The 24,545-nt window shown below is 69.2% G+C and carries 21 protein-coding genes and 1 riboswitch; of the genes, 10 read left to right on the top strand and 11 right to left on the bottom strand.

Annotation, left to right across the window (positions count from 1 at the left end; genetic code table 11):
- Positions 1 to 128: 128 nt before the first annotated feature.
- The 3 genes from DIZ26_RS11315 to DIZ26_RS11325 all read right to left on the bottom strand — a co-directional run bounded on the left by DIZ26_RS11315 (position 129) and on the right by DIZ26_RS11325 (position 2,434).
- Positions 129 to 338, bottom strand: a complete 210-nt coding sequence (locus tag DIZ26_RS11315; protein WP_112240166.1) for a hypothetical protein — start codon at positions 336 to 338, stop codon at positions 129 to 131.
- A complete protein-coding gene (locus tag DIZ26_RS11320; RefSeq protein ID WP_112240178.1) occupies positions 335 to 1,345 on the bottom strand; it encodes an aldo/keto reductase family protein in 1,011 nt (336 codons plus the stop codon). The genes DIZ26_RS11315 and DIZ26_RS11320 overlap by 4 nt, the downstream gene beginning before the upstream one ends.
- A gap of 501 nt (positions 1,346 to 1,846) precedes the next feature.
- Positions 1,847 to 2,434 carry a DUF3043 domain-containing protein gene (locus DIZ26_RS11325; protein WP_112240181.1) on the bottom strand — a complete coding sequence of 196 codons (588 nt, stop codon included), beginning with the start codon at positions 2,432 to 2,434 and terminating at the stop codon, positions 1,847 to 1,849.
- 183 nt (positions 2,435 to 2,617) lie between these two features.
- Here DIZ26_RS11325 and DIZ26_RS11330 point away from each other — a divergent pair, with 183 nt between their 5' ends.
- The 10 genes from DIZ26_RS11330 (at position 2,618) to DIZ26_RS11375 (ending at position 13,455) form a co-directional block, all read left to right on the top strand.
- Entirely contained in the window at positions 2,618 to 3,427 is an 810-nt protein-coding gene (locus DIZ26_RS11330; RefSeq protein WP_112240189.1) for a PspA/IM30 family protein, read from the top strand.
- Complete coding sequence (gene pspAA, locus DIZ26_RS11335) at positions 3,424 to 3,699, top strand: PspA-associated protein PspAA (RefSeq protein ID WP_112240191.1); 276 nt, start codon at positions 3,424 to 3,426, stop codon at positions 3,697 to 3,699. Before DIZ26_RS11330 ends, pspAA begins: the two co-directional genes overlap by 4 nt.
- A gap of 249 nt (positions 3,700 to 3,948) precedes the next feature.
- The gene (locus tag DIZ26_RS11340) at positions 3,949 to 5,463 is read left to right on the top strand and encodes a sugar transferase (RefSeq protein ID WP_112240193.1); all 1,515 of its coding nucleotides are present in this window, start codon (positions 3,949 to 3,951) and stop codon (positions 5,461 to 5,463) included.
- 77 nt (positions 5,464 to 5,540) lie between these two features.
- Entirely contained in the window at positions 5,541 to 6,308 is a 768-nt protein-coding gene (locus tag DIZ26_RS11345; RefSeq protein WP_112240195.1) for a 3'(2'),5'-bisphosphate nucleotidase CysQ, read from the top strand.
- Positions 6,305 to 7,210, top strand: a complete 906-nt coding sequence (gene cysD, locus DIZ26_RS11350) for a sulfate adenylyltransferase subunit CysD (protein ID WP_112240197.1) — start codon at positions 6,305 to 6,307, stop codon at positions 7,208 to 7,210. The genes DIZ26_RS11345 and cysD overlap by 4 nt, the downstream gene beginning before the upstream one ends.
- 8 nt (positions 7,211 to 7,218) lie before the next feature.
- Positions 7,219 to 8,463: a sulfate adenylyltransferase subunit CysN gene (cysN, locus tag DIZ26_RS11355; protein WP_198676073.1), complete on the top strand. Its 1,245-nt coding sequence runs from the start codon at positions 7,219 to 7,221 to the stop codon at positions 8,461 to 8,463.
- Positions 8,460 to 8,933 (top strand): PssD/Cps14F family polysaccharide biosynthesis glycosyltransferase, encoded by a 474-nt coding sequence (pssD, locus tag DIZ26_RS11360; protein ID WP_198676043.1) that lies wholly within the window; start codon positions 8,460 to 8,462, stop codon positions 8,931 to 8,933. Before cysN ends, pssD begins: the two co-directional genes overlap by 4 nt.
- Positions 8,930 to 9,475, top strand: a complete 546-nt coding sequence (locus DIZ26_RS11365; RefSeq protein ID WP_112240199.1) for a glycosyltransferase — start codon at positions 8,930 to 8,932, stop codon at positions 9,473 to 9,475. The genes pssD and DIZ26_RS11365 overlap by 4 nt, the downstream gene beginning before the upstream one ends.
- Before the next feature lie 379 nt (positions 9,476 to 9,854).
- Positions 9,855 to 10,024: riboswitch (cyclic di-AMP (ydaO/yuaA leader) on the top strand.
- Between the two features lie 5 nt (positions 10,025 to 10,029).
- Positions 10,030 to 11,814, top strand: coding sequence for a CBM96 family carbohydrate-binding protein (locus tag DIZ26_RS11370; RefSeq protein WP_157979679.1), 1,785 nt, complete (start codon positions 10,030 to 10,032; stop codon positions 11,812 to 11,814).
- Positions 11,815 to 12,258: 444 nt separating this feature from the next.
- Positions 12,259 to 13,455 (top strand): glycoside hydrolase family 26 protein, encoded by a 1,197-nt coding sequence (locus DIZ26_RS11375; protein ID WP_157979680.1) that lies wholly within the window; start codon positions 12,259 to 12,261, stop codon positions 13,453 to 13,455.
- Between the two features lie 59 nt (positions 13,456 to 13,514).
- Here the strand turns inward: DIZ26_RS11375 and DIZ26_RS11380 are convergent, their stop codons facing one another.
- Genes DIZ26_RS11380 through DIZ26_RS11415 form a run of 8 tightly spaced genes read right to left on the bottom strand, consistent with a single transcriptional unit; the run spans position 13,515 to position 24,406 of the window.
- Positions 13,515 to 14,984, bottom strand: a complete 1,470-nt coding sequence (locus tag DIZ26_RS11380; protein ID WP_112240205.1) for an RCC1 domain-containing protein — start codon at positions 14,982 to 14,984, stop codon at positions 13,515 to 13,517.
- The gene (locus tag DIZ26_RS11385; protein ID WP_112240207.1) at positions 14,981 to 16,582 is read right to left on the bottom strand and encodes an oligosaccharide flippase family protein; all 1,602 of its coding nucleotides are present in this window, start codon (positions 16,580 to 16,582) and stop codon (positions 14,981 to 14,983) included. Before DIZ26_RS11385 ends, DIZ26_RS11380 begins: the two co-directional genes overlap by 4 nt.
- Positions 16,582 to 18,627, bottom strand: a complete 2,046-nt coding sequence (locus DIZ26_RS11390) for a hypothetical protein (RefSeq protein ID WP_157979681.1) — start codon at positions 18,625 to 18,627, stop codon at positions 16,582 to 16,584. Before DIZ26_RS11390 ends, DIZ26_RS11385 begins: the two co-directional genes overlap by 1 nt.
- Positions 18,624 to 19,577, bottom strand: a complete 954-nt coding sequence (locus tag DIZ26_RS11395; RefSeq protein WP_112240211.1) for a glycosyltransferase family 2 protein — start codon at positions 19,575 to 19,577, stop codon at positions 18,624 to 18,626. Before DIZ26_RS11395 ends, DIZ26_RS11390 begins: the two co-directional genes overlap by 4 nt.
- Positions 19,577 to 20,887 carry a GumC domain-containing protein gene (locus DIZ26_RS11400; protein ID WP_112240213.1) on the bottom strand — a complete coding sequence of 437 codons (1,311 nt, stop codon included), beginning with the start codon at positions 20,885 to 20,887 and terminating at the stop codon, positions 19,577 to 19,579. The genes DIZ26_RS11395 and DIZ26_RS11400 overlap by 1 nt, the downstream gene beginning before the upstream one ends.
- Positions 20,884 to 21,798 carry a sulfotransferase family protein gene (locus DIZ26_RS11405; RefSeq protein WP_112240215.1) on the bottom strand — a complete coding sequence of 305 codons (915 nt, stop codon included), beginning with the start codon at positions 21,796 to 21,798 and terminating at the stop codon, positions 20,884 to 20,886. The genes DIZ26_RS11400 and DIZ26_RS11405 overlap by 4 nt, the downstream gene beginning before the upstream one ends.
- Entirely contained in the window at positions 21,795 to 23,024 is a 1,230-nt protein-coding gene (locus tag DIZ26_RS11410) for a hypothetical protein (RefSeq protein ID WP_112240217.1), read from the bottom strand. The genes DIZ26_RS11405 and DIZ26_RS11410 overlap by 4 nt, the downstream gene beginning before the upstream one ends.
- Positions 23,021 to 24,406, bottom strand: coding sequence for an O-antigen ligase family protein (locus tag DIZ26_RS11415; protein WP_112240219.1), 1,386 nt, complete (start codon positions 24,404 to 24,406; stop codon positions 23,021 to 23,023). The genes DIZ26_RS11410 and DIZ26_RS11415 overlap by 4 nt, the downstream gene beginning before the upstream one ends.
- Between the last annotated feature and the right edge of the window lie 139 nt (positions 24,407 to 24,545).

Genomic DNA, 24,545 nt, shown 5'->3' on the forward strand with positions numbered 1-24,545 from the left:
CGACCGGCTTCCCTGTGCCACAGGAGTTTGGTTCGAGCGCAGCTTACCGCCGACCGCACGCGAGCCCGTACGGCGGACCTGCGGCAGCGCGCGGTTCGCCGTACGGGCTCGTTGTCGTCGGAGTGGTGCTACTCCTGCGCGGCGAGGCTCATCGGGCCGTAGACCTCACGGCCGTCCTCGAGCAGGTACACCTGCCCGACACCCTTGTCGGCGAGCTCGCGCCAGATCTCGCCCAGCCAGCTCTCCGCGTCGCCCTGGGCGGAGAACTCCGCGCCGGTCAGGTCGCCCGGATCGGCCGGCGCACCGGTCGCGGTCTCGAACCGCCACGTCCAGCTCATGAGCCCGGCCTGGTCTGCGGGGCGTTCTGCAAGGTCTTCGCCGGATCCCGCTCGACCACGTTGCCGAGCACCTCGTCGATCTGCTTCAACTGGCCCTCCTCGAGCTTCACCCCGGCCGCCTTCACGTTCTCGGTGACCTGCTCCGGCCGGGAAGCGCCGGTGATCGCGGACGACACGTTCGGGTTCTGCAGCACCCAGGCGACGGCGAGCTGGGCCAGCGACAGGCCGGCCTCGTCGGCGATCGGCTTCAGTTGCTGCACACGGGTCAGCACGTCGTCGGTGAGGAACCGCTTGACGAAGTTCGCACCGTCCTTGTCGGTGGCGCGCGAACCCTCCGGCGGCTGCTGTCCCGGCAGGTACTTGCCGGTCAGGACGCCCTGGGCGATCGGCGAGAACACGACCTGCCCGATCCCGAGTTCCTCCGACGCCGGCACCACCTCGGCCTCGATCACCCGCCAGAGCATGCTGTACTGCGGCTGGTTCGACACCAGCGGGATGCGCAGCTCACGGGCGAGCCGGTGGCCTTCCTGGAGCTGCTCGGCGGTCCACTCCGAGGTGCCGATGTACAACGCCTTGCCCTGCCGGACCACGTCGGCGAAAGCCTCCATGGTCTCCTCGAGCGGCGTCTCGGTGTCGTAGCGGTGCGCCTGGTACACGTCGACGTAGTCCGTCTTCAGCCGCTTCAGCGACGCGTTGATCGACTCGTGGATGTGCTTGCGGGACAACCCGGTGTCGTTCGGCCCGCCCGGCCCGGTCGGCCAGTACACCTTGGTGAGGATCTCCACCGACTCGCGGCGTACCCCCTCCAAGGCTTCCCCGAGCACGCTCTCCGCCTTGGTGTTCGCGTAGGTGTCGGCGGTGTCGAACGTGGTGATGCCGGCCTCCAGGGCCGCCTTCACACAAGCCTTCGCCTGCTCGTTCTCCACCTGCGACCCATGCGTCAGCCAGTTCCCGTACGAGATCTCGCTGACCTTCAGCCCACTGTTCCCGAGATACCGAAAGTCCATACCCCGACCCTACTTCCCCCACGCCGACCCCGTACTGCGGCCCGCATCGCGCCTCCTCCGTCGGCGCTCGACCCACCCACCCGAGTCCGCCGCTCCTCCGTCGCGGCCCGCTGTGGTGCCGTCCGCGGGTAGGCGGCAGCTTCAGGCACGGCGATACCGCATGGCCGTTTTGCGGCGATGTGCCGCTGGCCCCACACGCGACCGCCGGTCAGCTCGGACCGAGGTCCTCGGCTGTCCCCGACCACGCCCGGGGCCGTTCGGAGGAGACACCTCGCCTGCCGCAGAGCAGGCGGGTGCAGTGCGGGCGTAGGCGCTCCGCCCGCCGCCGATCTCAGCCGGGCAGGTCGGGCGAGGTCGCCTCGGTCTACTGCAGGCCCGGTTCGCCTGCGGCTTCAGCTGCCCGCCGACAGCTCCACCGCGAGCCGCAACGGAGGAGCGGCGGACTGGGGTGGGTGGGTCGAGCGGCCGACGGAGGAGGCGCGACGCGGGCTGTTCGGAGTACTAGGCCGGCTTTTCGCCGCGGGCGACCATGGGCTTGGGGAGGCGCCAGCGGCGCATCTGCATGGTGCGGCGGACGGCGTAGAAGCCGATGCCCTTGGCCGGCTCGGTGGGGAACTTGCGGGCGACGGCGCGCTTGAGGCCGCTGGTGAGCAGGAACCAGTCGGCGGCGATCGCGACGATCATCAGCAGGAACAGGATGTTGACGAGGCCGGGCAGCCACACGAACGCCTGGGCGAAGACGACGCCGAGCAGCGAGACCACGAGCAGCACGGGCAGCGCGAACTCCATCACCGACCAGCGGGCGTCGACGTAGTCGCGGGCGAACCGGCGTACCGGGCCCTTGTCGGCGGCCGGCAGGTAGCGGTCGTCGCCGGTCTTCATCGCCTCCTGCATCTTGCCGCGCTCGAGCCGGACCTTCTCGCGCCGGTACGCCGCGGCCTCCTTGCGGTTGCGCGGTTTCTTCAGCGCCTGCTTGCGGGCCGCCTCGGCCTCGCGCCGGGTCGGGGTCGGCCGGCCCTTGCCGCCGACCTTGGCCGGGGTGCTCGCCGGAGTTTGGGGCGATGTCTCAGACTTGGTACGTCGGAACACGGGGACTGGACCTCATTCGGACTGGCTGGCTCAACCGGGCGGCTCGCCCGACTCGGGGTGGTCCCCGGACCTGACCACCACTTTATCGGGGCCGGTCCTGATGGTGTGGTGACCCATCGGGACATAGGGTGGTTGACACGCACGCCGGGTCCACTCTCCGGCACAGAAGGGGTACGGATATCGATGAGCATCTTCAGGCGGGTGTCGACGATCTTCAAGGCCAAGGCCAATTCGGCTTTGGACAAGGCTGAGGATCCTCGCGAAACCCTTGACTACTCGTACCAGAAGCAGCTCGAGCTGTTGCAGAAGGTGCGCCGTGGTGTGGCGGACGTCGCCACCAGCCGCAAGCGGGTCGAACTGCAGGCGTCGCAGCTGCAGTCACAGTCGCAGAAGCTGCAGGACCAGGCCCAGAAGGCGCTCTCGATGGGCCGCGAGGACCTGGCCCGGGAGGCACTGACCCGCAAGTCCGGCCTGCAGGGCCAGATCGACGACCTGACCGCCCAGCACGCCCAGTTGCAGGGTGAGGAGGAGAAGCTCACTCTCGCCTCGCAGCGGCTGCAGGCGAAGGTGGAGTCGTTCCGGACCCGCAAGGAGACGATCAAGGCGACCTACACGGCCGCCGAGGCGCAGACCCGGATCAACGAGGCCTTCTCCGGCATCTCCGAGGAGATGAGCGACGTCGGCCTGGCGGTCCAGCGGGCCGAGGACAAGACCCAGCAGATGCAGGCCCGGGCCGGCGCGATCGACGAGCTGCTCGCCTCCGGCGCACTCGACGACGCCAGCGGTTCGAACAAGGACAGCATCACCCTCGAGCTGGAGCGGATGTCGTCCGGCTCCGACGTCGAGAACGAGCTGGCCGCGATGAAGGCCCAGCTGAGCGGAGGCTCGGCACCGAAGGAGATCGCCCAGGACGCGCCCGGTGCGGCGCAGCCTGTTCAGCAGCCCAGTCAGCAAGCAGAGCCGGTTCGACCGCAGGACGGAGACGCACGATGATCGTCCGGATCATGGGTGAAGGTCAGTGGAAACTGGCCGATGACAAGCTCGACCAGCTCAACGCGGTCGACACCGATCTGGAGAAGGCCGTCTCCTCGGGAGACGAAGAGGGGTTCCGTACGGCGTTCGGCGCGCTGCTGGAGTTCGTCCGCGGCGGTGAGCGGGTGCCCGACAACGAGTTGCACGACTCCGACGCGATCCTGCCGCCGGGTGACAGCACGCTCGCCGAGATGCGTGAGCTGATCAGCGGCGACGGCCTGATCGCGGGCTGACAGCGATGTCCCGGACGCCGTCGGTGACCGGGACACATAGCGTGATGGGCCGGCCCGAAGGGTCCGGCCCGTCAGCTGTTAAGAGGTTGTCCACAGACTTGTGAGTTGTTGCTGTCGGAAGGCGCTGAGGCGTAGTACCCTCAGGTGAATTGCCGCCGACGGGGTGGCGAAGATGCGGCAAATCGGACCCGGGGGAAACAGGGACCGATTCTCACCGGGGGGTGACTGCGGGTGACGGACAATGCCGTCATGGGGGAAAACATGCCGGAGGTGGGTTCCATCGACCCGACCGCTACGGACGTGCTCGATCGGCGCCGGCCGGTCTGGGTGGTTCCGGACACGGTGCCTGCCATCGTGCCGCGCTCGGCCTGGGTGACGGAGCCTCCGTGGGTGGCCGTCTACCGCTGGGCGGCGATCGGCGGCGATCTGCTCGCCGCGGTGATCGGAGCCTCGGTCGCGTTGCTGACCAGGTTCGGTTACACCGTCGGCGCGGGGTATCTGATCTTCGGAAGTCTGTTGCCGTTGGCATGGGTTGCCGCGGTCGCCCTGTCGAGGGGCTACGAGTCGCGGGCCTTCGGCGCCGGTGCCGACGAGTTCCGTTCCATCCTCCGGTCCGGGGTCGGCCTGACCGCGGTCGTCGCGATCGCGTCGTACGCGACGAAGAGTGAGATCGCCCGCGGATTCGTCGTGCTGGCGATCCCCGCGACCGTGCTGCTCGCCCTGCTCCTGCGGTACTTCCTGCGCCGTGACCTGAGCCGCCACCGGTATCGCGGTCGCTGTATGCGTCGCGTCCTGGTGGTCGGCCGCAACGGCGAAGCGGCGGAGCTGAGCGAGCGGCTGGAGAAGCGCCCGGCCGATGGGTACCGCGTGGTCGCGGTCTGCCGCCCCCGCGGTGACTCCCGCCCAGGCGGAACGCCCGCCGACGCGCTGGACGAGGCCGACATCATGGCCGCGGTGAACCGGCACTCGGTCGACGTGGTCGCGATCGCGTCCGACCCCGACCTGGCCGGTCAGTCGCTGCGGCGGTTGTCCTGGGCGCTGGAGCAGCACGGCGTCGAGCTGATCGTGTCGCCGGGCATCATCGAGGTGGCCGGTCCGCGGATCTCCATCCGGCCGGTCGCCGGGCTGTCCCTGCTGCACCTGGAGCGTCCGTCGGCCAGCGCGGGTCCGCACCTGCTGAAGAGCATCTTCGACCGGGTGGTCGCGCTGATCCTGCTGATCGTGACCTTGCCGTTGCTGGCGGGGATCGCCTGCGCGGTCAAGCTGAGCAGCCGGGGGCCGGTGCTGTTCAAGCAGCAGCGGGTCGGCCGGGGCAACGCCGTCTTCACAATGCTGAAGTTCCGGACGATGGTCGTCGACGCCGAGGCGCGGCTGGCCGAGCTGGAGCCGCAGAGCGACGGCAACACGGTTCTGTTCAAGCTCCGGTTCGACCCGCGCGTCACCAAGATCGGTGGGTATCTGCGGCGCTTCTCGTTCGACGAGCTGCCGCAGTTGGTCAACGTCCTGCGGGGCGAGATGTCGCTGGTGGGGCCGCGACCTCCGCTCGAGCAGGAAGTCGCGATGTACGCCGCCGACGACACCCGCCGGATGCTGGTCAAGCCCGGGCTGACCGGTCTGTGGCAGGTCAGTGGCCGCAGCGACCTGTCCTGGGACGAATCGGTCCTGCTGGACCTGCGGTATGTGGACAACTGGTCGATGACGCTGGATCTGCTGATCCTGTGGAAGACCGTGCGAGCTGTGGTGAAGGGCTCGGGCGCCTACTAGGGCGGCCGGGCTGGGGGAAGGGCCCCGTCGGTGAGGTCGGCCGCCGGGGCTGCTGGGGAATGACGAAGGGGGACCGAATGGCGACGACGGATGACGGCGCACTGGCCGTGGAACTAGCCGCCGCCGCGGGGGAGCTGCTGCTCGAACTGCGCGGCACAGCGCTGTCCGGGCGAGAGTTGGGGGCACACGGCGACCAGCGCGCGAACGAGTTGCTGATCGCGGGACTGGCGGAGCGCCGGCCCGGCGACGCAGTACTGAGCGAGGAGTCCGCGGACACCACCGCGCGGCTGTCGGCTGATCGGGTCTGGATCATCGACCCACTGGACGGCACCCGGGAGTACGGCGAAGGTGACCGGTCCGACTGGGCCGTCCATGTCGCGCTCTGGGAGCGAGGTGAGCTCGCGGCCGGTGCGGTTGCGGTCCCGGCTCAGGAGATCGTCCACGACACCGATGCGCCTCAGCAGGTGCCGCCGCGCGCGGACGGCCCACTGCGGATCGCCGTCAGCCGGAGCCGCCCGCCGGCCCTGGTGGAGTATCTGGCGACCGAGCTCGACGCCGAGTTGGTCCCGATGGGCTCGGCCGGCGTCAAGGCCACCGCCGTACTCCGCGGCGAGGTGGACGCCTATGTGCACGCGGGCGGCCAGTACGAGTGGGACTCGGCAGCGCCGGTCGCGGTCGCCGAGGCGGCCGGGTTGTTCTGCAGCCGAATCGACGGATCGCCGCTGCGCTACAACCAGCCGAGCCCGAAGTTGCCGGACCTGCTGGTGTGTCGCCCGGAGTTCTCTGCGAAGCTGCTGGCTGCCATTGCCAGCCAACCCGATGTCGCGGAAGTGAGAGTCTCGTGAGCCGGAACTACCAGTTGACCCAACTGGAGACCCTGGAGTCCGAAGCGATCTACATCTTCCGCGAGGTGGCCGCCGAGTTCGAGCGTCCGGTGCTGTTGTTCTCCGGCGGCAAGGACTCGATCGTGATGCTGCGGCTCGCGCAGAAGGCGTTCCACCCGGCCCGCATCCCGTTCTCGGTGATGCACGTCGACACCGGGCACAACTTCCCCGAAGTACTGGAATTCCGTGACCGCCGGGTGGCCGAGGTCGGCGTACAGCTCGTGGTCGCCAGCGTGCAGGAGGCGCTGGATCGCGGCTTCGTCCAGGCTCCGCCCGACGGCACCCGGAACCGGATCCAGACCCCGGTCCTGCTGGAGGCGCTGGAGAAGCACCAGTTCACCGCCGTCTTCGGCGGTGCCCGGCGCGACGAGGACAAGGCCCGGGCCAAGGAGCGGGTGTACTCGTTCCGCGACGAGTTCGGCCAGTGGGACCCGAAGAACCAGCGGCCCGAGCTGTGGAACCTCTACAACGGCCGGATCCACCTGGGCGAGAGCATCCGGGTCTTCCCGCTGTCGAACTGGACCGAGCTGGACATCTGGCAGTACATCGAGCAGGAGCGGCTCGAGCTGCCGTCGATCTACTACGCGCACGAGCGGACCGTGTTCGACCGCAACGGCATGCTCTACGCGGCGAACGAGTACTGCGTGCCGAAGGCCGGCGAGGAGACGTTCACCGCGACCGTCCGGTACCGGACCGTCGGCGACGCCTCGCTGACGGCCGCCGTACTGTCCGACGCCGACACCGTCGCGAAGGTCATCGACGAGGTCGCGAGCACCCGGATCACCGAGCGCGGCGCCACTCGCGGGGACGACAAGTTCAGCGAGGCCGCGATGGAAGACCGCAAGCGGGAAGGGTACTTCTGATCGTGGACATCCTCAGACTGGCCACGGCCGGATCCGTCGACGACGGCAAGAGCACCCTGATCGGGCGGCTGCTCTACGACACCAAGTCGGTCTTCACCGACCAGATCGAGTCGGTCGAACGCGCCAGCCGCGACCGCGGTGACGACTACGTGAACCTCGCGCTGCTGACCGACGGCCTGCGGGCCGAGCGGGAGCAGGGCATCACGATCGACGTCGCCTACCGGTACTTCGCGACGCCGCGGCGCAAGTTCATCGTCGCGGACACGCCAGGCCACATCCAGTACACCCGCAACATGGTGACCGGTGCGTCCACGGCGGACCTCGCGCTGATCCTGGTCGACGCCCGTAAGGGCCTGCTGGAGCAGAGCCGCCGGCACGCCTTCCTGGCAACGCTGTTGCACGTCCCGCACCTGGTGCTGTGCGTCAACAAGATGGATCTGGTCGACTACTCCGAAGCGGTCTTCGAGCAGATCCGCGCCGACTTCACCCAGTTCGCCGCCAAGCTCGACGTCGGCGACCTGACCGTCATCCCGGTCTCCGCACTGGTCGGCGACAACATCGTCACCCGGTCGACCGCGATGAGCTGGTACGAAGGGCCGAGCCTGCTACATCACCTGGAGAACGTGCACGTCGCGAGCGACCGGAACCTGATCGACGTCCGGTTCCCCGTCCAGTACGTGATCCGCCCGCAGTCCGACCTGCACCGCGACTACCGCGGGTACGCCGGTCAGGTCGCGGGTGGCATCCTCAAGCCGGGCGACGAGGTGATGGTGCTGCCGTCCGGTTTCACCACCACGATCCGCTCGATCGAGACCGCCGACGGCCCGGTCGAGGAGGCGTTCCCGTCGATGTCGGTGACGATCCGGCTGACCGACGAGATCGACGTCTCCCGGGGTGACATGATCTGCCGGGTGAACAACGCACCGGCGGTCACCCAGGACATCGATGCGATGGTCTGCTGGATGGACGACGCCCCGCTGCGGCCGGGCCAAAAACTCGCCATCAAGCACACCACCCGGTCGGCGCGGGCAATGGTGAAGGACCTGCACTACCGGCTCGACATCAACTCGCTGCACCGCGACATGGCCGCCGATCACCTCGGTCTGAACGACATCGGCCGGGTCCGGCTGCGCACCACCCAGCCGCTGCTCTGCGACGAGTACAAGCGCAATCGCTCGACCGGCGGCTTCGTGCTGATCGACGAGGCGACCAACCGCACCGTCGGGGCCGGCATGGTGAACGAGGCCCGGTGAGCACGAGCGAACCCGCGGACCTGCGGGTGCTGATGGTCTGTTCCAGCGGCGGCCACCTGGCCCAGTTGATGACGCTGAAGCCGTGGTGGTCGCAACGGGACACCGCCTGGGTGACGTTCCCGACCGAGGACGGCCGGTCCCTGCTGGCGGGGGAGCGGACGTACTTCGCCTACTACCCGACCACCCGCAACCTGAAGAACCTGTTCCGCAACACGCTGCTCGCGCTCCGGGTGATGCGCAAGGAGCGTCCCGACGTAGTGGTGACCACCGGCGCCGGCGTCGCCCTGCCGTTCTTCGTCCTGGCCAGGCTGAGCCGGATCCCGACCGTCTACATCGAGGTCTTCGACCGGATCGACCACGCAACGCTGACCGCCAAGCTGTGCCGCCCGTTCACCACCCGGATGCTGGTCCAGTGGGAAGAACAGAAGGACCTGTACGCCGGATCGACCGTGGTCGGGAGACTGCTGTGAGCGAGCTCGACGTCCTGGTCATCCTCGGCACCGATCACCACCACTTCGACCGCCTGGTCAGCTGGCTGGACGCCTTCCTGGAACAGCCCGGCAACGAGTCGCTGCGGGCCCTCGCGCAACTGGGCGACACCGCGCCACCACGACTTGCCGAAGGCGTCGGCATCGTTCCGTACGACGAATTGCAGCGCCTGATGCGACAGGCAACCGCCGTCGTCACCCACGGCGGACCGGCCACCATGCTGGAGGTCCGCAGGCAGGGCCGCAAGCCGCTGGTGGTGCCTCGGGACCCTGCGCTGGGCGAGCACGTCGACCAGCATCAGCAGGAGTTCTCCCGCAGGATGGGGAAGCTCGGGCTGGTCACCCTCTGCGAGGAGCGTGGCGCCTTCCTGGACGCCCTGGCGGCCATCCTCAAGGACCCAGAGGCCCATGCCGTGACCGAGCAGGAGAACGAGCGTGACAGAGCGCAAGTGGCTGCTGCGGTTGCGACGACTGGTGCCATCATCGACCGGCTCGCGTTGGCCCGGCGCCATGAGAAGTCCTGAATCATTCGCTTGAATCACCTGCAAAACAAGCGTTTCACCGGTGCGGGCGCGGTTGGCGACCGCAGGCTGGCGGCGCGCTCCGGCCGCCTGATTTGAGTAAAGAGTTCGTTCAAATCACAGCCCAGATTCAGATCGAATCAAGGTCTGAGTGTCCGGATATCCGGACTTCTTCTACGTTACGTAACGATTCAGCTTGTTATCTAGCTGTAATATTACTCTCCGTGTTCTGGTCACGGAGCGTACAGGTTAAGGCCGCGCTCAGTGGCCTTGAGCACTCCGCGGAGTTCTGCGTAAGCTCACCGCGCCTGGCCCGGCTGGGGACGGCCAGGTCCCACCAAGTCACCGACTCGCAACGCCGAGTTCCGCCCTCCGGGTCGGTGATCACCTACCACCCAGCAATAGAGGGCAGAAGTGGGGGACCCACAGGTTCCCGGACCGCGCCGGACCCAAACGTCCGGCAACGTCCTTGGGGCGAAGCCGCGCAAGCGGCCGGGTAATACTTCCGACCCGAGCCCGACAGCTAACCTCACAGGCGTGCAGGAAGGACTGCCCCCATGCGGGATGAAATCTCCCGTAGGCAAGCACGACATCGTGCTGCCGTTCCCTCCGACGTTTTGAACGAACCGGCCGCCAAAGCAGGCCGGAGAACACTGATCCCGATCGTCGCGGCGATCGCGATCCTGCTGGGCACCACCGGGCTGGGCTTCGCGGCGCTCAACCAGCCGGCCAAGCCGCCGGCACCCGTCCAGCTGTCGGCCACGGCCGACGCGTACATCTCCAGCAAGTCCCCCACGCAGCGGCACGGCTGGTCCGCCCGCCTGGTGGCGAAGGCGAACGAGGCCTCGATCCTCCTGCGCTACACCGTCCCCGCGGCGACGTCCGGATTCGACCGCAAGGCGACGCTGGTGCTGCACCGGCTGACCCGTGGTACGCCGGGCAAGATCACGGCCGCCACCGGCCCGAGTGGCTGGGCCGAGAACGTCACCTACGCGACCGCCCCGAAGGCCGCTGGTACGCCGATCGCGACCGTGGCGGACGACGGTACGTCGGCCGAGCTGCGCATCGACGTGTCGGCCGCGGTGACCGACGCCGGCGTACTGAACCTGGCTCTGACGCAGACCGACGGCAGCAACTACGCCGTCTTCGGTGCCCGCGAGTCCGGCCTCAACCAGTCGAAGCTCGAGATCAGCTACGTCCCCGAGGGTGACGGCCCGACGCCGTCCATGCCCACCTCCGCGCCGACGAAGCCGACCACCTCGGTTCCGACCTCGACCCCGACGGTCGTCCCGACGAAGCCCACCGCCACGCCGACGACGACCACGACCACCACCAAGCCGCCGACGACGACGCCGACGACGACCAAGCCGACCTCGACTCCCACCGCCGGCCCGGGCTGTACGGTCTCGGCTCTGCTGGTGCCGTCGTGTGGTGCCTGGTTCGGTGCCGCGGCGAACCCGCTGGGCAGCGAATCGTGGGACGCGGCGCTGCCGGCGTTCGAGTCCACGATCGGCCGGACGGTCGACATCGCGCACTACTACAACTCGAGCCCGAAGCTGTTCCCGACCGCGGACATGATCAAGCGGGCCCGAGAGCCAGGCAAGAAGCGGATGCTGTTGCTGAACTGGAAGCCGGAGATGGGCCGTACCTGGGCCCAGGTGGCGGCCGGTGACCCGACAGTCGACGCGGCGATCGATGCCGAGGCGAAGTACCTGAAGTCGACCTTCCCGGAGAAGTTCTTCCTCGGGATCCACCACGAGCCGGAGGACGAGGTCAAGCCGGCCGCCGGGTCGGGGATGACGGCCAAGGACTACCGGGCGATGTACCGGCACGTGGCGCTGCGGCTGAAGGCGGACGGCGTGACGAACGCGGTCTTCGTGATGAACTACATGGGTACGCCGCACTGGGGCTCGCAGTCCTGGTTCGCCGATCTCTACCCCGGTGACGACGTCGTCGACTGGATCGCGGAGGACCCGTACATCTTCGGGACCTCCAAGGACTGGTGGACCGACTTCGCCAGCGCGGTCGACCGCAAGGACACCTACACCTACCCGAACTGGCCGGGCTTCTACACCTGGGCGACGACCAAGCACCCGGGCAAGCCGATCATGCTGGGTGAGTGGGGCGTCAACGAGCAGACGACCTTCAACATGTCGAAGTCCGATGTGCTGAACACGGTCAACGCCGGGCTGGCCAAGCGGCCGGCGATCAAGGCGCTGGTCTACTGGAACGAGACCAAGTTCAACCCGGTCGGGGAGACCAGGCTGGACTCGTCGAGCGCGGCCAGGTCCACGGCCCAGCAGGTACTCGGCAGCGGCTCGCTCCTCCGCCGCCTGAACTGACCCTCCCCAGGGGTGCCAGGCCCTGCCCTGGCACCCCGCCGCCCTCCCGGGGCGCCAGGCCCGCCTGGCGCCCCACCCAAGCCCCCGGCCTTCCGAGGTTCGGGAACCGGGACTGGCCCAACCCCCGAGGGGCCAGAGCCCGGGAGGTGCCTGAGCCCTTCCCCCACGGGTTCAGGCACCGCACAGGACCAGGTCCCGCGGGGTGCACCCGCCCCCACTCACCCCGCGGGACGCTGGCCCACCAACCACGCAGTACCGCTGTCCCGCGTGTTGCGACCGCCTGCGCCACCACGTAGGACACTGGCCCACCAACCACGCAGTACTGCCGTCCCCGACACCGCGCAGTAGCAGCGGTGTGCATGCTGCGACCGCCTGCGCCACCACCTCGGACACTGAGTGGTTTCAATCTGCCTGATCTGGTGGTGTGGGCAGTAACATGCAGTGATGAAGGAGCCGAGCAGGGGGCAAGGCTGGAACCGGTGGTTCATGACCGCGGCGGTGTCGACCGGTGCGATCGCCATCGGCCTGGTGAGTTGTGCGCTGGTGTCCGACGACGACGGCCAGTCCGGCGGCGGTCCGATCCCCACCCCCACCAGCCCCCCGACCACCCCCGGTACGCCGGGCACCCCCGGAACTCCAGGGACGCCGGGCACACCCGGAACACCCGGTACGCCGACCCCGACGCCCGGCTGCGGCGTCACCGACCTGCTGGTCCCGAACTGTGGGGTCTGGTTCGGCGCCGCGGCGAACCCGATCGGCAACGAGTCGTGGGACGAGGCGCTGCCCGACTTCGAGAACGTGATCGGGCAGCCGGTCGACATCGCGCACTACTACAACTCCAGCCCGCAGTTGTTCCCGAGCTCGAACATGATCAAGCGTGCCCGCGAGCCCGGCAAGAAGCGGATCCTGATGCTCAACTGGAAGCCGGAGATGGGCCGCACCTGGGCGCAGGTGGCCGCCGGCGACAACGTGGTGGACGCGGCGATCGACTCCGAGGCGAGCTACCTCAAGTCCACGTTCCCGGAGAAGTTCTTCCTGGTGATCCATCACGAGCCCGAGGAAGAGATCCAGCCCCAGGCCGGTTCCGGGATGACCGCGAAGGATTTCGCGGCGATGTACCGGCACGTGGTCGAGCGGATGCGCGCGAACGGCGTGACGAACGCGGTCTACGTGATGAACTACATGGGTACGCCGCACTGGGGTTCGCAGCCGTGGTTCGAGGACCTGTACCCCGGTGACGACGTCGTCGACTGGATCGCCGAGGACCCGTACATCTTCGGCGAGAACCCTGAGTGGGGCAGCGGTCTCGGCCGCGCGGTGAACCGAACCGCCGCCAACTACCCGAAGTGGCCGGGCTTCTACACCTGGGCGACCAAGAAGCACCCGGGCAAGCCGATCATGCTCGGCGAGTGGGGCGTCGACCGCAAGCTCGGCGAGACCAAGCGGAGCGCCATCTTCGGCGCCATCCCGGCGCAGCTGAGGCCGTACCCGCAGCTCAAGGCGCTGGTCTACTGGAACGAGACCGAGTACGGCACCGTCGGCGAGACCCTGCTGGCGCCGACCGATCCCTCGGTCAAGATCCTCCGCAGAATCCTCGACGCCGAGCCCCTCAAACCGCCACCCGTGCCGAAGGTCAAGTAGCGCGTCGCCGGCCGCAGCCAGAGCCTGGAATCCCTGTCAGCGCAGGGCAATCAGGAGGTTCAGCGCAGGGCAATCAGGAGGTGCCGGCGGCCGGCGCCGATGGCCGTGACCCAGCTTGGCGGGGGTACGCCGTTCTCGACCGTGACCGGGCCGGGCTTGCTCCGGTCGCTTCGATCACCGGTGGCCAGTTGTCCACGCCCGTTGGCGCCCCACGTCATCACGGTGCCGTCGATCAGTACTGCGACGCTGTAGCCCTCGCCGGCCACGACGTGTTGCACACCGACGAGCTTCGGGTCCTTCCCGCGGCCGCGGACCTGCGTCGCGTACGCGCGGGTCTTCAGCGTGCCGTCGCCGAGTTGGCCGCCGTTGTTCCGCCCCCAGCCCACCACCGTGCCGTCCTTGAGCAGCGCCAGGTTGTGCTTCTCCGCCGAGGAGATCTCCGTCGCGCCCGTCAGCGGCCGGCCCGGTGCGACCAGCACCTCACGCGGGATGTTGCGTGCGATCGTCGTCCCGTCGCCGAGCTGGCTGACCTCGTTGCGTCCCCAGGCGACGACGCGCCCGTCGCCCAGCAGGGCAAGGGAATGCTGGCCACCGATCGCGATCGCCCGGACACCGGTCAGCGGCGCCTTGCCCGCCCCGGTGATGAGCACCGGCAGCTTCGCCACCGCGGGCGCCGACGTACCGAGTTGTCCGTAGGTGTTGTCTCCCCAGCCGAGTACGGTGCCCTGATCGGTCAGCGCGAGCTCGGTGCCGCCGTCCACCGAGATGGCCCGTACGCCGGTCAGTGGCGCCGTTCCGCTCGGGTTCAGCACCAGGCTCGGGGTGAGCGGATCCGGGGTGATGTCGGCGTTGCCGCGCTGGCCGGAGTTGTCGCGGCCCCAGACCACCACGGTGCCATCCTTGCGCAGGGCAACGGAAGTGTTGGAGTCGGCCGCGATGTCCGTCACCCCGGTCAGCTGCCCCGGTGCGCCGTCGGGGGCCCGCACGTACGCGGGGGAGGCCGACGCCGCGCGGCTGCCGTTGCCGAGCTGGCCGTCTTCATTGGCTCCCCACGACAGCACCCTGCCGTCGTGGCGCAACGCCAGCGAGTGCTGCTCGCCGGCCGCCAGTCGGATCACCCCGACCAGGTTCTGCCCGGCCGCGTCCTGGACCGGCCCGAAGCTGGTCCGGATCCCGGTCGGCGCCGAACGGCCCAGCTGGCTGGCATCCGAGAAGCCGGTGGACAGCACGAGCCCGCCCGTGGTCGCCGGCCCTGCCGCGCTCGGAGCCGCCAAGGGCTCCGCCTGCGCACATCCCGCCACCCCGACGAAGGCCAGAGCCAGCACGGCGACCGCGGACCGCACACCGCCGGAGCGGTGCACGACCGACGCCCCCGCTGCCGGCGAAACAGCGCGAGCCGGCGAGACAGTCCGGGCCGGCGAGACAGTCCCTGCGAGCGAGACAGTCCGGCCGAGCGAGACAGTGCTCGACAGCGAGGAGGGGCGGGACAGCGAGGAGGGGCGGGACAGCGAGGAGGGCCTGGAAATCATGACGTTTCTACCGGCTTTGCTTCCGCGGCCGGCAGGTCGCCGGCCAGGTCGGGGGTACGGCGCCGCCGCAGCATCGCGGTGAACGCCGTCAGCGCGAGCTGGTCGCGCAAGGTGTACAGCGCGCCGAGGTAGCCGACGGCCCCGACCGCCAGCACCACCACGAGCAGCCCGTCGGACGGATCGCCGGCGAGTTGGAGCAATTGAGCAGGTACTGCGAAGCAGGCCAGCGCGAGGCCGCCGACGTACACCGACAGCTTGCTGAACGGCAGCCAGTGCAGGTTGTTCATCACCTGCACCATCCCGAGCACGTTCCGCACCACGATCGCGGCTGCCCAGGCGGTGGCCGCGCCGATGATGCCGAGCGGCGGGATCAGCAGCAGGTTGAGACTCAGGTTCACCCCGAGCGCGACCAGGCTGTTGACCAGGCTGAGGCCGCTGCGGCCGGCCATCAGCAGGATCAGGTCCACCGGTCCACCGGCCGCCGCCAGCAGCGCGGCGATCGCCAGTACCACGACGACGCCGTGACCGCTGCGGTACGTCGAACCGCCGAACAGGTGCAGCAACATGGGCGCAAGCGCCAAGCAGGCAAGGAAGAACGGCCAGGTGAGCGACATCGTCCAGGCGGTGATCGTCTGGAAGACGCGCTTGGTCGCCTTGTGATCGCCGGAGGCCAGCAGCGCGCTGGTGTGCGGCGCGGCCACCTGCTGGATCGCCTGGGTGCCCAGTTGCCCGATCACGAACAACCGCGTCGCCACCGTGTAGACGGCGGCCTCGGCGGGCGAGCGGAACGCGGCGATGAGCACGATGTCGGCCCGTTGCAGGATGCTCTGGCTGATCCGCGAGATCACCCGCGGCCAGGTGTAGACGGCGTACTCGCGCCAGAGGTCCTTCTTCGTCGACGCGGCCCGGCCGAGACCGCGCTTGGAGATGAGGCGGTGCTCGATCCGCTCGTACCACGCGACCGCGACCACCGCGCCCACGAAGTACGGAGCGGCCCAGGCCAGCGTGAGGCCGCCGAGGCCTGCGCCGGCAGCGACGGCGACGACGATGCAGCCGACCTGCAGCATTGCGCGGCCGACCTTGTCGACCAGCACGGTCGGCCGGATCGTCGACAACCCGCGGGTGGCCGACAAGGCGGTGTTCATCACGGCGGCGAGCGGGATACAGATCGCCAGCACGACGACCGCGCGGCGAGCACCCGGGTCGGCGTCACCGAGCACGAGGTCGGCGACCTGGCCGCGGAACAGGATCAGGACGGCGCCGACGAGGCTGCCGCCGGCCAAAGAGACCAGCGCGGCGAACCGGACGGTCGTCCGGGCGTCGGCCAGCCGGTCCTCGACCAGGAAGTGCGGCAGGAACTTGGACAGCGAAACGTCGGAGCCGAGCTCGGCGATCGCGGCGACGATCAGGAACACCGAGGTCAGCGCGAACAGACCACCGGCGACCGTCGCCTCGGTGGAACGGGTGACCACCCAGGTGAGCAGCAGGGTGAGCAGCGCACCACCCGCCGTACCGACCAGGTTGGCCGAACCGCCCCGGGCGATCTTCGTCAGGCTGGCCGGTGGTGCGTCAGTCGTTTCGGATAACGGAACGGCCACTACATCATTCTCCGCGACGGTGCGAGGTCGGTTTCATCGCCGTTGCCGGAGTCGTCGTCGACCTCGACCTCGGCGAACCAGGGCGTCGGCGCCGGCGTGGCGGGCACGTCGGCCGCATCGGTGGGCAGCGGCTTCGAGCCGATCGGGGTGGTCTTGGTCAGATGACCGTTGGACGCCCCGTTGGCCGAAGAGCCCGACTTGGCGCCGGCCGAGCCGTTCGCGGCCGGCTCGGTTGCCTCCGCGGCAAGACCGTGCCGCTTCCCGTTCCGCGTGGACGAGTCAGGCAGCGGAGCGTCGATCTTGGGGATCTCTTCCGTCCGCGCGTCCACGGCCGCCACGGCCCGCCGGGCCTTCGGCGCCGGCACCAGACCGGTCGCCGTCTCGGTGACCTCAGCGACCGGCGCCGAGGGAGCAGCCGAGGGAGCAGCCGAGGTTGCTGCAACCGGGGTCGCAGCAGCCGGGGTTGCCTTCTCGGGCACCTGGGTGGCCACCGGCGCTTCGGCCACGGCGGCCGTCGTTTCGACATGCTTCGAGCGGTGCAGCAGTCCTTGCTTCTCCGGCGCGTCGAGGACGATGCCCGCCAGCTTGGCGCCGCCACGCGTGACCGCCTCGGCGGCCTGCTGGAGCTCGACTGTCGTGGTGTGCCCCAGGCTGACCAGGATCACCACGTCGGTGCAGAGATCGGCCAGGGTCAGCGTCTCCGGTGCCGACGCGAGCGGTCCGGCCACCAGCAGCCAGCGGCTGCCCGGGATCAGCATGTCCAGGAAGCCCCGCATCTGCGGCGACGCCAGCTTGTCGACTGAACCGCTGTGGTGCACGCCGGCCGAGACGAAACGAAGCCCCGGCTGGTACTCCGTGGCCACCTCGTGCGCCTGGGCCCCGTCGGTCAGCACCTCGGCCAGACCCTTGAGCTTCGTCAGCCCGGTCGCCTCGGTGAGCTCGCCGTCGGTGTCGACCAGCGTGACGGTCTGGTCCGCACGAGCCAGCGAAGCGGCCAGAACCAGGGGAGTGGTGGTGTGGGACTCGACCGGGCTTGCCGGGACCAGTAGCACTGCACCGCCCTCCGGACTCGTCACGCCGAGCACACTGCGGAGCAGACGGGCACCGTCGGGCAGTTCAGCCTTCACGTCGGACAGCAGGTCCTTCGGGCGCGTCACGGACGTCGTGTAGACCGTGCTCAGCACCGGGTAGCCCATGGCCTTCACATCGTCGGGTGTGCGCAGCTTGCGATCGTTCAGCGAACGCCAGACGGCGAACACGAGTCCGAGCAGCAGGCCGAGGGCGGCACCGGCGGCAGGCAGGATCCAGCTCGGCAGGCCGGCAGCGCTCGTCGGCGTGGTCGCCGGCGACAGCACCTGACCAGGGTCGCCCTGGAACAGCCGCAGGTCGCTGATCTGGCTTTCCAGCTTGGAGGCCTCTGTGGTCGTCGTTTCCACCCGCTGCTGAGCCAGCGCCCGGGCAGGCGATCCGGCGGCGGTCTTTCCGAGCGCGGCGACGGCTCGCTGCAACGCGGACTGGTTGGCGGTGCGGGCCTTGGTCAGGTTGTTGATCTGGGCCTGCACCGACTGGGCCGCGCGGCGTTCGCGGGCGACCAGGTAGGCGTTGGCGAAGGCGTTCGCGCCGTTCCGCGCAGCCACCGGTGTGATGTCGCTGAAGGCGACCTCGAGAACCTGCGAGTTCGGCGGGTTGGTGACGCTCAACTGCTCGACCAGAGCGGCGACCGAAGCACTGCTGCGCAGTGTGGTCTTGGCCAGCTGGGCGACCGCGTCCGAGCTGACCAGCTGTGCCTCGGTGCCGAGGTTCGCCAGGTTCTGGCCGCGGGTGCCCGGTGCGTACGGGTTGCCGTCGGCAGGCTGCACCAGGACGGTCGCCGTCGCGGTGTAGGTGGCCGGCTGCTCGATCGAGGCTAGGTAGCCCAGGCCGGTGCCGATCACCAGCAGCAGCGCGACGATCGGCAGCCGGCGGGCCAAACCGGCCCAGCTGAACCGGCTGGCCAGCGCCTGCTGGCTGGTGTCTGTGTCGCTGTACGTCCCCGTGCTACTCATATTCCCCGCCCTCTCGCGTTCGCCCATTGCAGAACTCTGTTCGCCGGTACGACCCCAGACGCGATCGCCAGCGCGAGATATCCGCGCTTCTCACCAGGTGCCAGACGGAGAGCTCGCAGAGCCCACCGCGATGATTCCGAGCGGCGCCGCAACGCTGCGTACGCCACCGCCTTCTGACCGTAGATCCGGGCCAGTCCCCGCGGGCTGTCCCTGATCACGGCATGTTTGTCGACCATATAGTCCAACGCTTCGATGATGACTGCCCAGCGCGCGGTGTAGAAGGAACCGGGATGCCAGAGCACCTCGACCAGCGGCTTGCTGACGACGGCAACCTTCTCGGCGGCCAGGGCCCGCAGCATCCAGTCGTAGTCCTCGGCGTAGCCGCCGGGGAGTTCCTCGTCGACCCAGCCGATCCGGTCGAAGGCTGTACGCCGTACCAGCACGGTGGACGGATGGGCTTCCATCACCCGGCGCCGGGCCAGTTCGGCCACGGTCACGTCGGCGGGGCTGGGCACTCGTACGTGCCGCTGGTCGCCGATCGTGATCTCGATGCCGCACACCGACAGGCCGGCGTCCGCCGCGGTCAGCATCGCCACCTGGGTGCTGAGCTTCTCCGGCTTCCAGCTGTCGTCGTCATCGCAGAAGGCGAGCAGTTCGCCGCTGGAACCGGCTACGCCGCTGTTGCGCCCGCCGGGCAGACCCGGTGCCCGTGTGTTGGTGATGACCGTCAGAGTCCGCTCGCCCGCCTGTCCGGTCAGTGCGAGGTCGTCGGCCAGCCCGGTCTCGGGCTCGCTCTGGTCGTAGACCACGACCATCTCGACCGCCCCCGGGTAGTCCTGGGCGGCGATCGAACCGAGTGCCTTCCGGAGCAGCTCCGGCCGGTTCCGTGTCGCGACCACGACGCTGACCGTCGGGACCGCGGTACCGGTCGGCACGGGGGGTGTACTCATCAGCTGCTCCTTCGCAAGCCTGCAGGCATGAACCGGCCGTCCGGAACGGCGAACCGGGTCAGCAAAACAACTCCTTGAACGGTCGCACCGACCTCGGTGGCGCGGTGCACGGCATTGATCAGTGCCCGCTGCCGGGTGCGCGGGGTGACGATCAGTACGACGTTCCCGGCCAGCGCCGCGAGCACGGAGCCCGGTTCGCTGGTGACCCCTTCACCGGTGACCAGGACCGTGCTGGCCTGATGCGGGTCGAGGGCGGGAATCGTGTCGGCGGGCAGGACGGACCGGTCCACTACGCGCGACTCCCGGCCGTGCGAGCGCAGGGCCGCGGACAATTGGTCCGCGGCGGATCGCTCGGCCTCGCCCGGTTCGCGATCGGGTGGTGCGACCATCACGGTGCCCGCGCCGATGCCCAGTACGCCGACGGTGATCGGATCCCAGGTGTGCACCCGCACGCCGGGTGGCCCGAACCAGTGCTTCGGCAGCGTCACCACGGACCGGCCGGGAACCAGCCGCGCGACGTCAGAGGCGCGGCCGAGCCGGGTCGACCGGATGTAGGCGATCAGCAGTCCGACCAGGCCGCCCAGGACGAGGCCGTCGACCGGCGCGACGAACGGGTTGATCCGCCGGGACTTGGTGGTGTCACCGACCCGGAGGATCTGACCGGGGTACGCGCTGGTGGTGCGGACCTGCCGGGACTCGGCCTGCCGGGCCGCGATCTGCTGCACGATCGCAGTCCGGCTCGCGGTCAGTTCGGCGATCTTGCCGGCCTTGGCCTTGCCTTTGATGACGGTCTCGTCCAGCCGTGCGTTCAAGGTGGCGATCTGCTGGCCGATCAGCTCGACCCGGTCGTCGCGGCGGCTCTCCAGGTCTGCGCGGCGCAACTGCAGATAGGCCTCGGTCATCGTCGCGGCACCCTTGCGGGCGGCGACCTTGTCGGTGGAGTTGTAGGTGACCTTCAAGACCTTGGTGGTCGGTACGGCGGCCAGGTGCAGGTGGGCCCGGATGTCTTGTTCACCGGTGGCTCGCCGGGTCGCTTCGAGGACCGGCTCGGAGACCAGCCGGGACGCCTCGGTGTCGATCGTGAACCACTTCGCGTTCTCTTCGCCCTTGCGGGCCAGATACAGCGGAACGTCCGCGACCAGCACGGCCGACGTGGAGGAGTACACCCTCGGCGTACGCAGCATCCAGCCGATCCCGAGGATCGCGCCGACCAGTGCGCAGACGGCAACGGCCACCGTCCCCCTGCGAATCGCACGCAGGTAGGCGGTCAGCTCGACGGCGTCGACGCGCGCCGGACGGCGAGGCCTCATCGGCGCCAGCTCGGGGGCATGCCGAGGAGCTTGGTCAGCTCCGTGTCGGAGGTCTCGAACCCGGCCAGCAGCCGCTCTCGCAGCGCGGCCGGCATCGGCTTGCTCGGGCGGGCGTTGGCCTGCTCGACCTTCGCCGGGTTGTGCACCGGCAGGCCGAGCCACTCCTGCAGCCGGGCGAACTGCTCGACCGGTGAGTCGAAGAACCGGTTCGCGTCGATGACGAAGACCTGCTCCGGCGAGAGCGCCTGCTGCAGCCGGACGATCTGCTCGGCGTACCGGCCGCGGCCGACGTACGCGTGGTGGCGGTGGTGGAAGCTCTGGTACGACGGGTCGGCGTGCATCCGTTCGACCTCGCCGGCCAGCCGGCTGTCCTCCAACGCCAGCGCGGTCTCGAAGTCCTCGGTCTCGAAGCCACGGGCGAGTTCGTGCTTGTACGCCGAGAAGGCGCGCTCGACCGGGTCGCGGACCAGGGTGACCACCTTGACGTCGGGCAGGTGCTCGGCGATCCGGCCGGCCGCGAGCGGGTGGAACATGTAGTAGCCGCTGCTGTCGAACGTCATCGGCCGGCCGGTCTTGCGGGTCCGGGCCGCGGCGACCGGGGCGACCGGGAAGTGCCCGTGGTACCAAGACCAGGGGTGGTCGTAGCCGACGTCGAAGTACCCGATTCCCTTGTGGAACAGGGGCCGCACTATGGCCGGGTGCTCGACCAGGAGCCGGTAGAGCGTCGTCGTACCGCAGCGCTGGGCGCCGGCGACGATGAAGTCCGGCAGCATCCGCACGCCCGCGGTGGCCCGGCCGACGGCCCTGGTGGCCTTGCGGATCGCGTCCTGCGTTCCGTCGGGCAACACGTCCCGGGTCGAACGCAGTACTGCGGTGCGCTTGGCGGCCAGGCCGCTGCTGCCGGTGCTCATCGGGTGGCTCCCTTCGGAGTCGGCGCGGACAGCCGCCGGCTGTGCTTGGTCAAGGCGTCGAGCACGGTGTCGAGAGTGGGCCGGATGACTTCGCCCTGGTCTCCCTGGCTACCCAGCAGGTACCGGGCGGTGATGGAGGCCAGGTAGAGCACGCCGAGCAACTCCTGCGCGGCCGGGGACCATGCCGGGTGGTGCGTGTGCGGACTGGCAAGCGCTGTGTCAATGACGTCGGCCGAGAACCCGTGAGCTCGTGTGCTGGTGTGCAGCACATAGTGCACTCGGTCCAGCCCAGCCGGTACGCCGGTGGCGAAGCGCTCCCAGTCCCACAGCTGTAGCCGCCCTCTGCGCATCCCGAGGTTCCACGGCGCGAAGTCCCCGTGCCAAGCAGTGAGCCGCACCTCGTCGTCCCCGTGACTCTGCTCGACCCGCTCCAGGGCTTCCTTGTACGCCGTACGCTGCCGCGCGTCCTCCACCTCGTCTGCAATGCCGACCAGCTGCTGCCAGTACGCCGAAGTGCTCAGCGCGGCCGAGCCCTCGTCGTACCGGTCGTACAGCTCGTCGAGTGCTTCGAGCGGTGGTTGCAGTAGCGGCCCACCCGCAGGGCGGACCGCTGTGTCGAGTGCGGAGATCACCAGCAGCTCGAGCCCTTGCCAGTCGCCGAGGTGAAGCAGGGCAGGGATTTCGAGCAGATGCCAGTCCTGCTTGGCCAGCCCGGCCAGTGCGGCGCCTTCCTGCCGGACCAGCCCTGCGGTCAGCTCCGAGTCGCCCACCTTTACATAGGCGACGCAGCGCCCATCGCGGTCGAACACCTGCAGGATCGGCTTCTGGTTGGCCCGCAAGGAGCCGACGCCGAGCCCGACCACGACATCGGTACCGAGCACCTCCGACAGGTGCTGCTCGATCGAGGTCTCGCCACCGGCTCGCGGGGTCATCCGGATCCGGTCGGTCAGCAGCCCTTCGGCACCGAGGCGCAACGCGTAGGAGCCGACGAGCCGGACGGCACGTTCCTTGCTGGACAGGGCGCGACTGAATCTGCGCAGGCCACTCGCGGCGGCGGCCGGCCGGCCCGCGGGCACCAGCAGCCGCGGCGAGGCCTGCGACGGAACGAAGATCAGCTCCCGGGCGGACCGGTCGCGGCGGCGGTTCTTCACCAGCGCGACGTCGTGGCCCGGCCAGAGCCGGCCGACCGTCCGCAGCAGGCGCTCGACGTTCTGATCCGCGCTCATCGGGCCGCCACCAGCTGGTCGGTCGCCGGCAGACGTGCGGCCTGCGCGTCGCGGTCGGCACGCCACATCAGCGCGAGCGCGATCATCAAGGTGAACAGTGGTGAGCCCAAGGTGTCGTAGACGAAGATCTCGATCAGGAAGAAGATGATCAGGGCCACCCCGATCATCGCGACCGGATCACGGCTGCGGACGTGTCGCGCGAACCGGACGATGAAGAAGGCCAGGAAGACTATCGTGCCGAGCAGGCCCTGGGCGAAGATCACCAGCCACAGGTGCCCCTGGGTACCGAACGGCGGTACCGCGCAGGCCGGGCAGCCCAGGGTGGCGCCACCGGCGATCGAGCCGAAACTGCCTTCCACGTCACGGGTGTTGCCGAAACCGATCAGCGGCGAGCCCTTGATCGTCGACTCGACCGTCTTGATCGCGAGCTCACCGCGGCGCTCGTTGCTGTGCTGGTGGGCGAACCGTTCGCTGACCATCGTCGGCAGCGGCGACAGCAGGGCCCCGACGACCATCAGCACGCCGACCGGCGCGAGCCAGGCGACAGCGTTGAAGCCGCGAAGGCGGATCACCTGCACCACGGCGTACAGCATGCCGATCACCAGGACGCCCCACAGGCCGCGGTTCAGCGAGTAGACGACGGGAACGGCGGCGACGATCAGGACCGGTACGGCGGCGATCTTGCGCCAGCCGGCGTCGCGGCCGAACCACGAGTACAGGAAGAACGGCAGGTAGAAGGAGAGGTTCGCGCCCCACGAGTTCGCGTAGGAGAACGGCGCCCGCGGCCGCGGCTGGGCGAAGCCGAGCACACTCTGGATGTCGGCGGTGGCCGGGTGGATCAGCGCGTGCACGAAGCGGTTCGTCGCTGCGGAGTGCGGCAGCACCAGCTCGAGCATCGACTTGAACTCGAAGTGCGGCGCGACCACACCGAGCAGGCCGCCGATCGCGGTCACCACGAACATGTAGGCCAGCAGCCGGACCACCTTGGCGGTGGGCAGGTCGGCCTGGCTGGTGTTGCCGACGTACAGCAGGACGATCGTGACCGACAAGTACCAGATCAGCCGAAAGGTGTAGGTCAGCAGGGTGTTGCCCAGCGGGCTCAGGTTGCTGAACGGCGCGTCGGTGGTGAGCATCGTGCCGCTGACCAGAACGACGGCCAGGAAGCCGATCCACCAGCCGAAGCCCCGCGGTGCGATCACCGTCCGGCGGCTGATCAGCGACCAGGCCATCGGGATCGCAGCCAGGAAGAACGCGAACTCGGTCAGCCCGAGCACCCACCACAGCGGGAAGCCCAGGAAGAGTACGGACAGCGGCCAGCCCGCCGACCAGCGCCTGCGCCGGCGCGGCCCGGCGACGCCCGCGGCGACGTTCGGTGACGACAACTGGATTCCCCCACACCTGATCTCTGAGCCAACGTTCCGCCCCCCCGGCACACTGGCTCCCCCACGGAGAGGATAGGCGCAGGGTGGGCAGATCGCCAATGATCGGTGACGGTTTAAGCACCTGTCCGTGACCAGCAGG

The organism is Kribbella monticola (assembly GCF_003261635.1).
In the GTDB taxonomy this organism is placed as follows: Bacteria; Actinomycetota; Actinomycetes; order Propionibacteriales; family Kribbellaceae; genus Kribbella; species Kribbella monticola.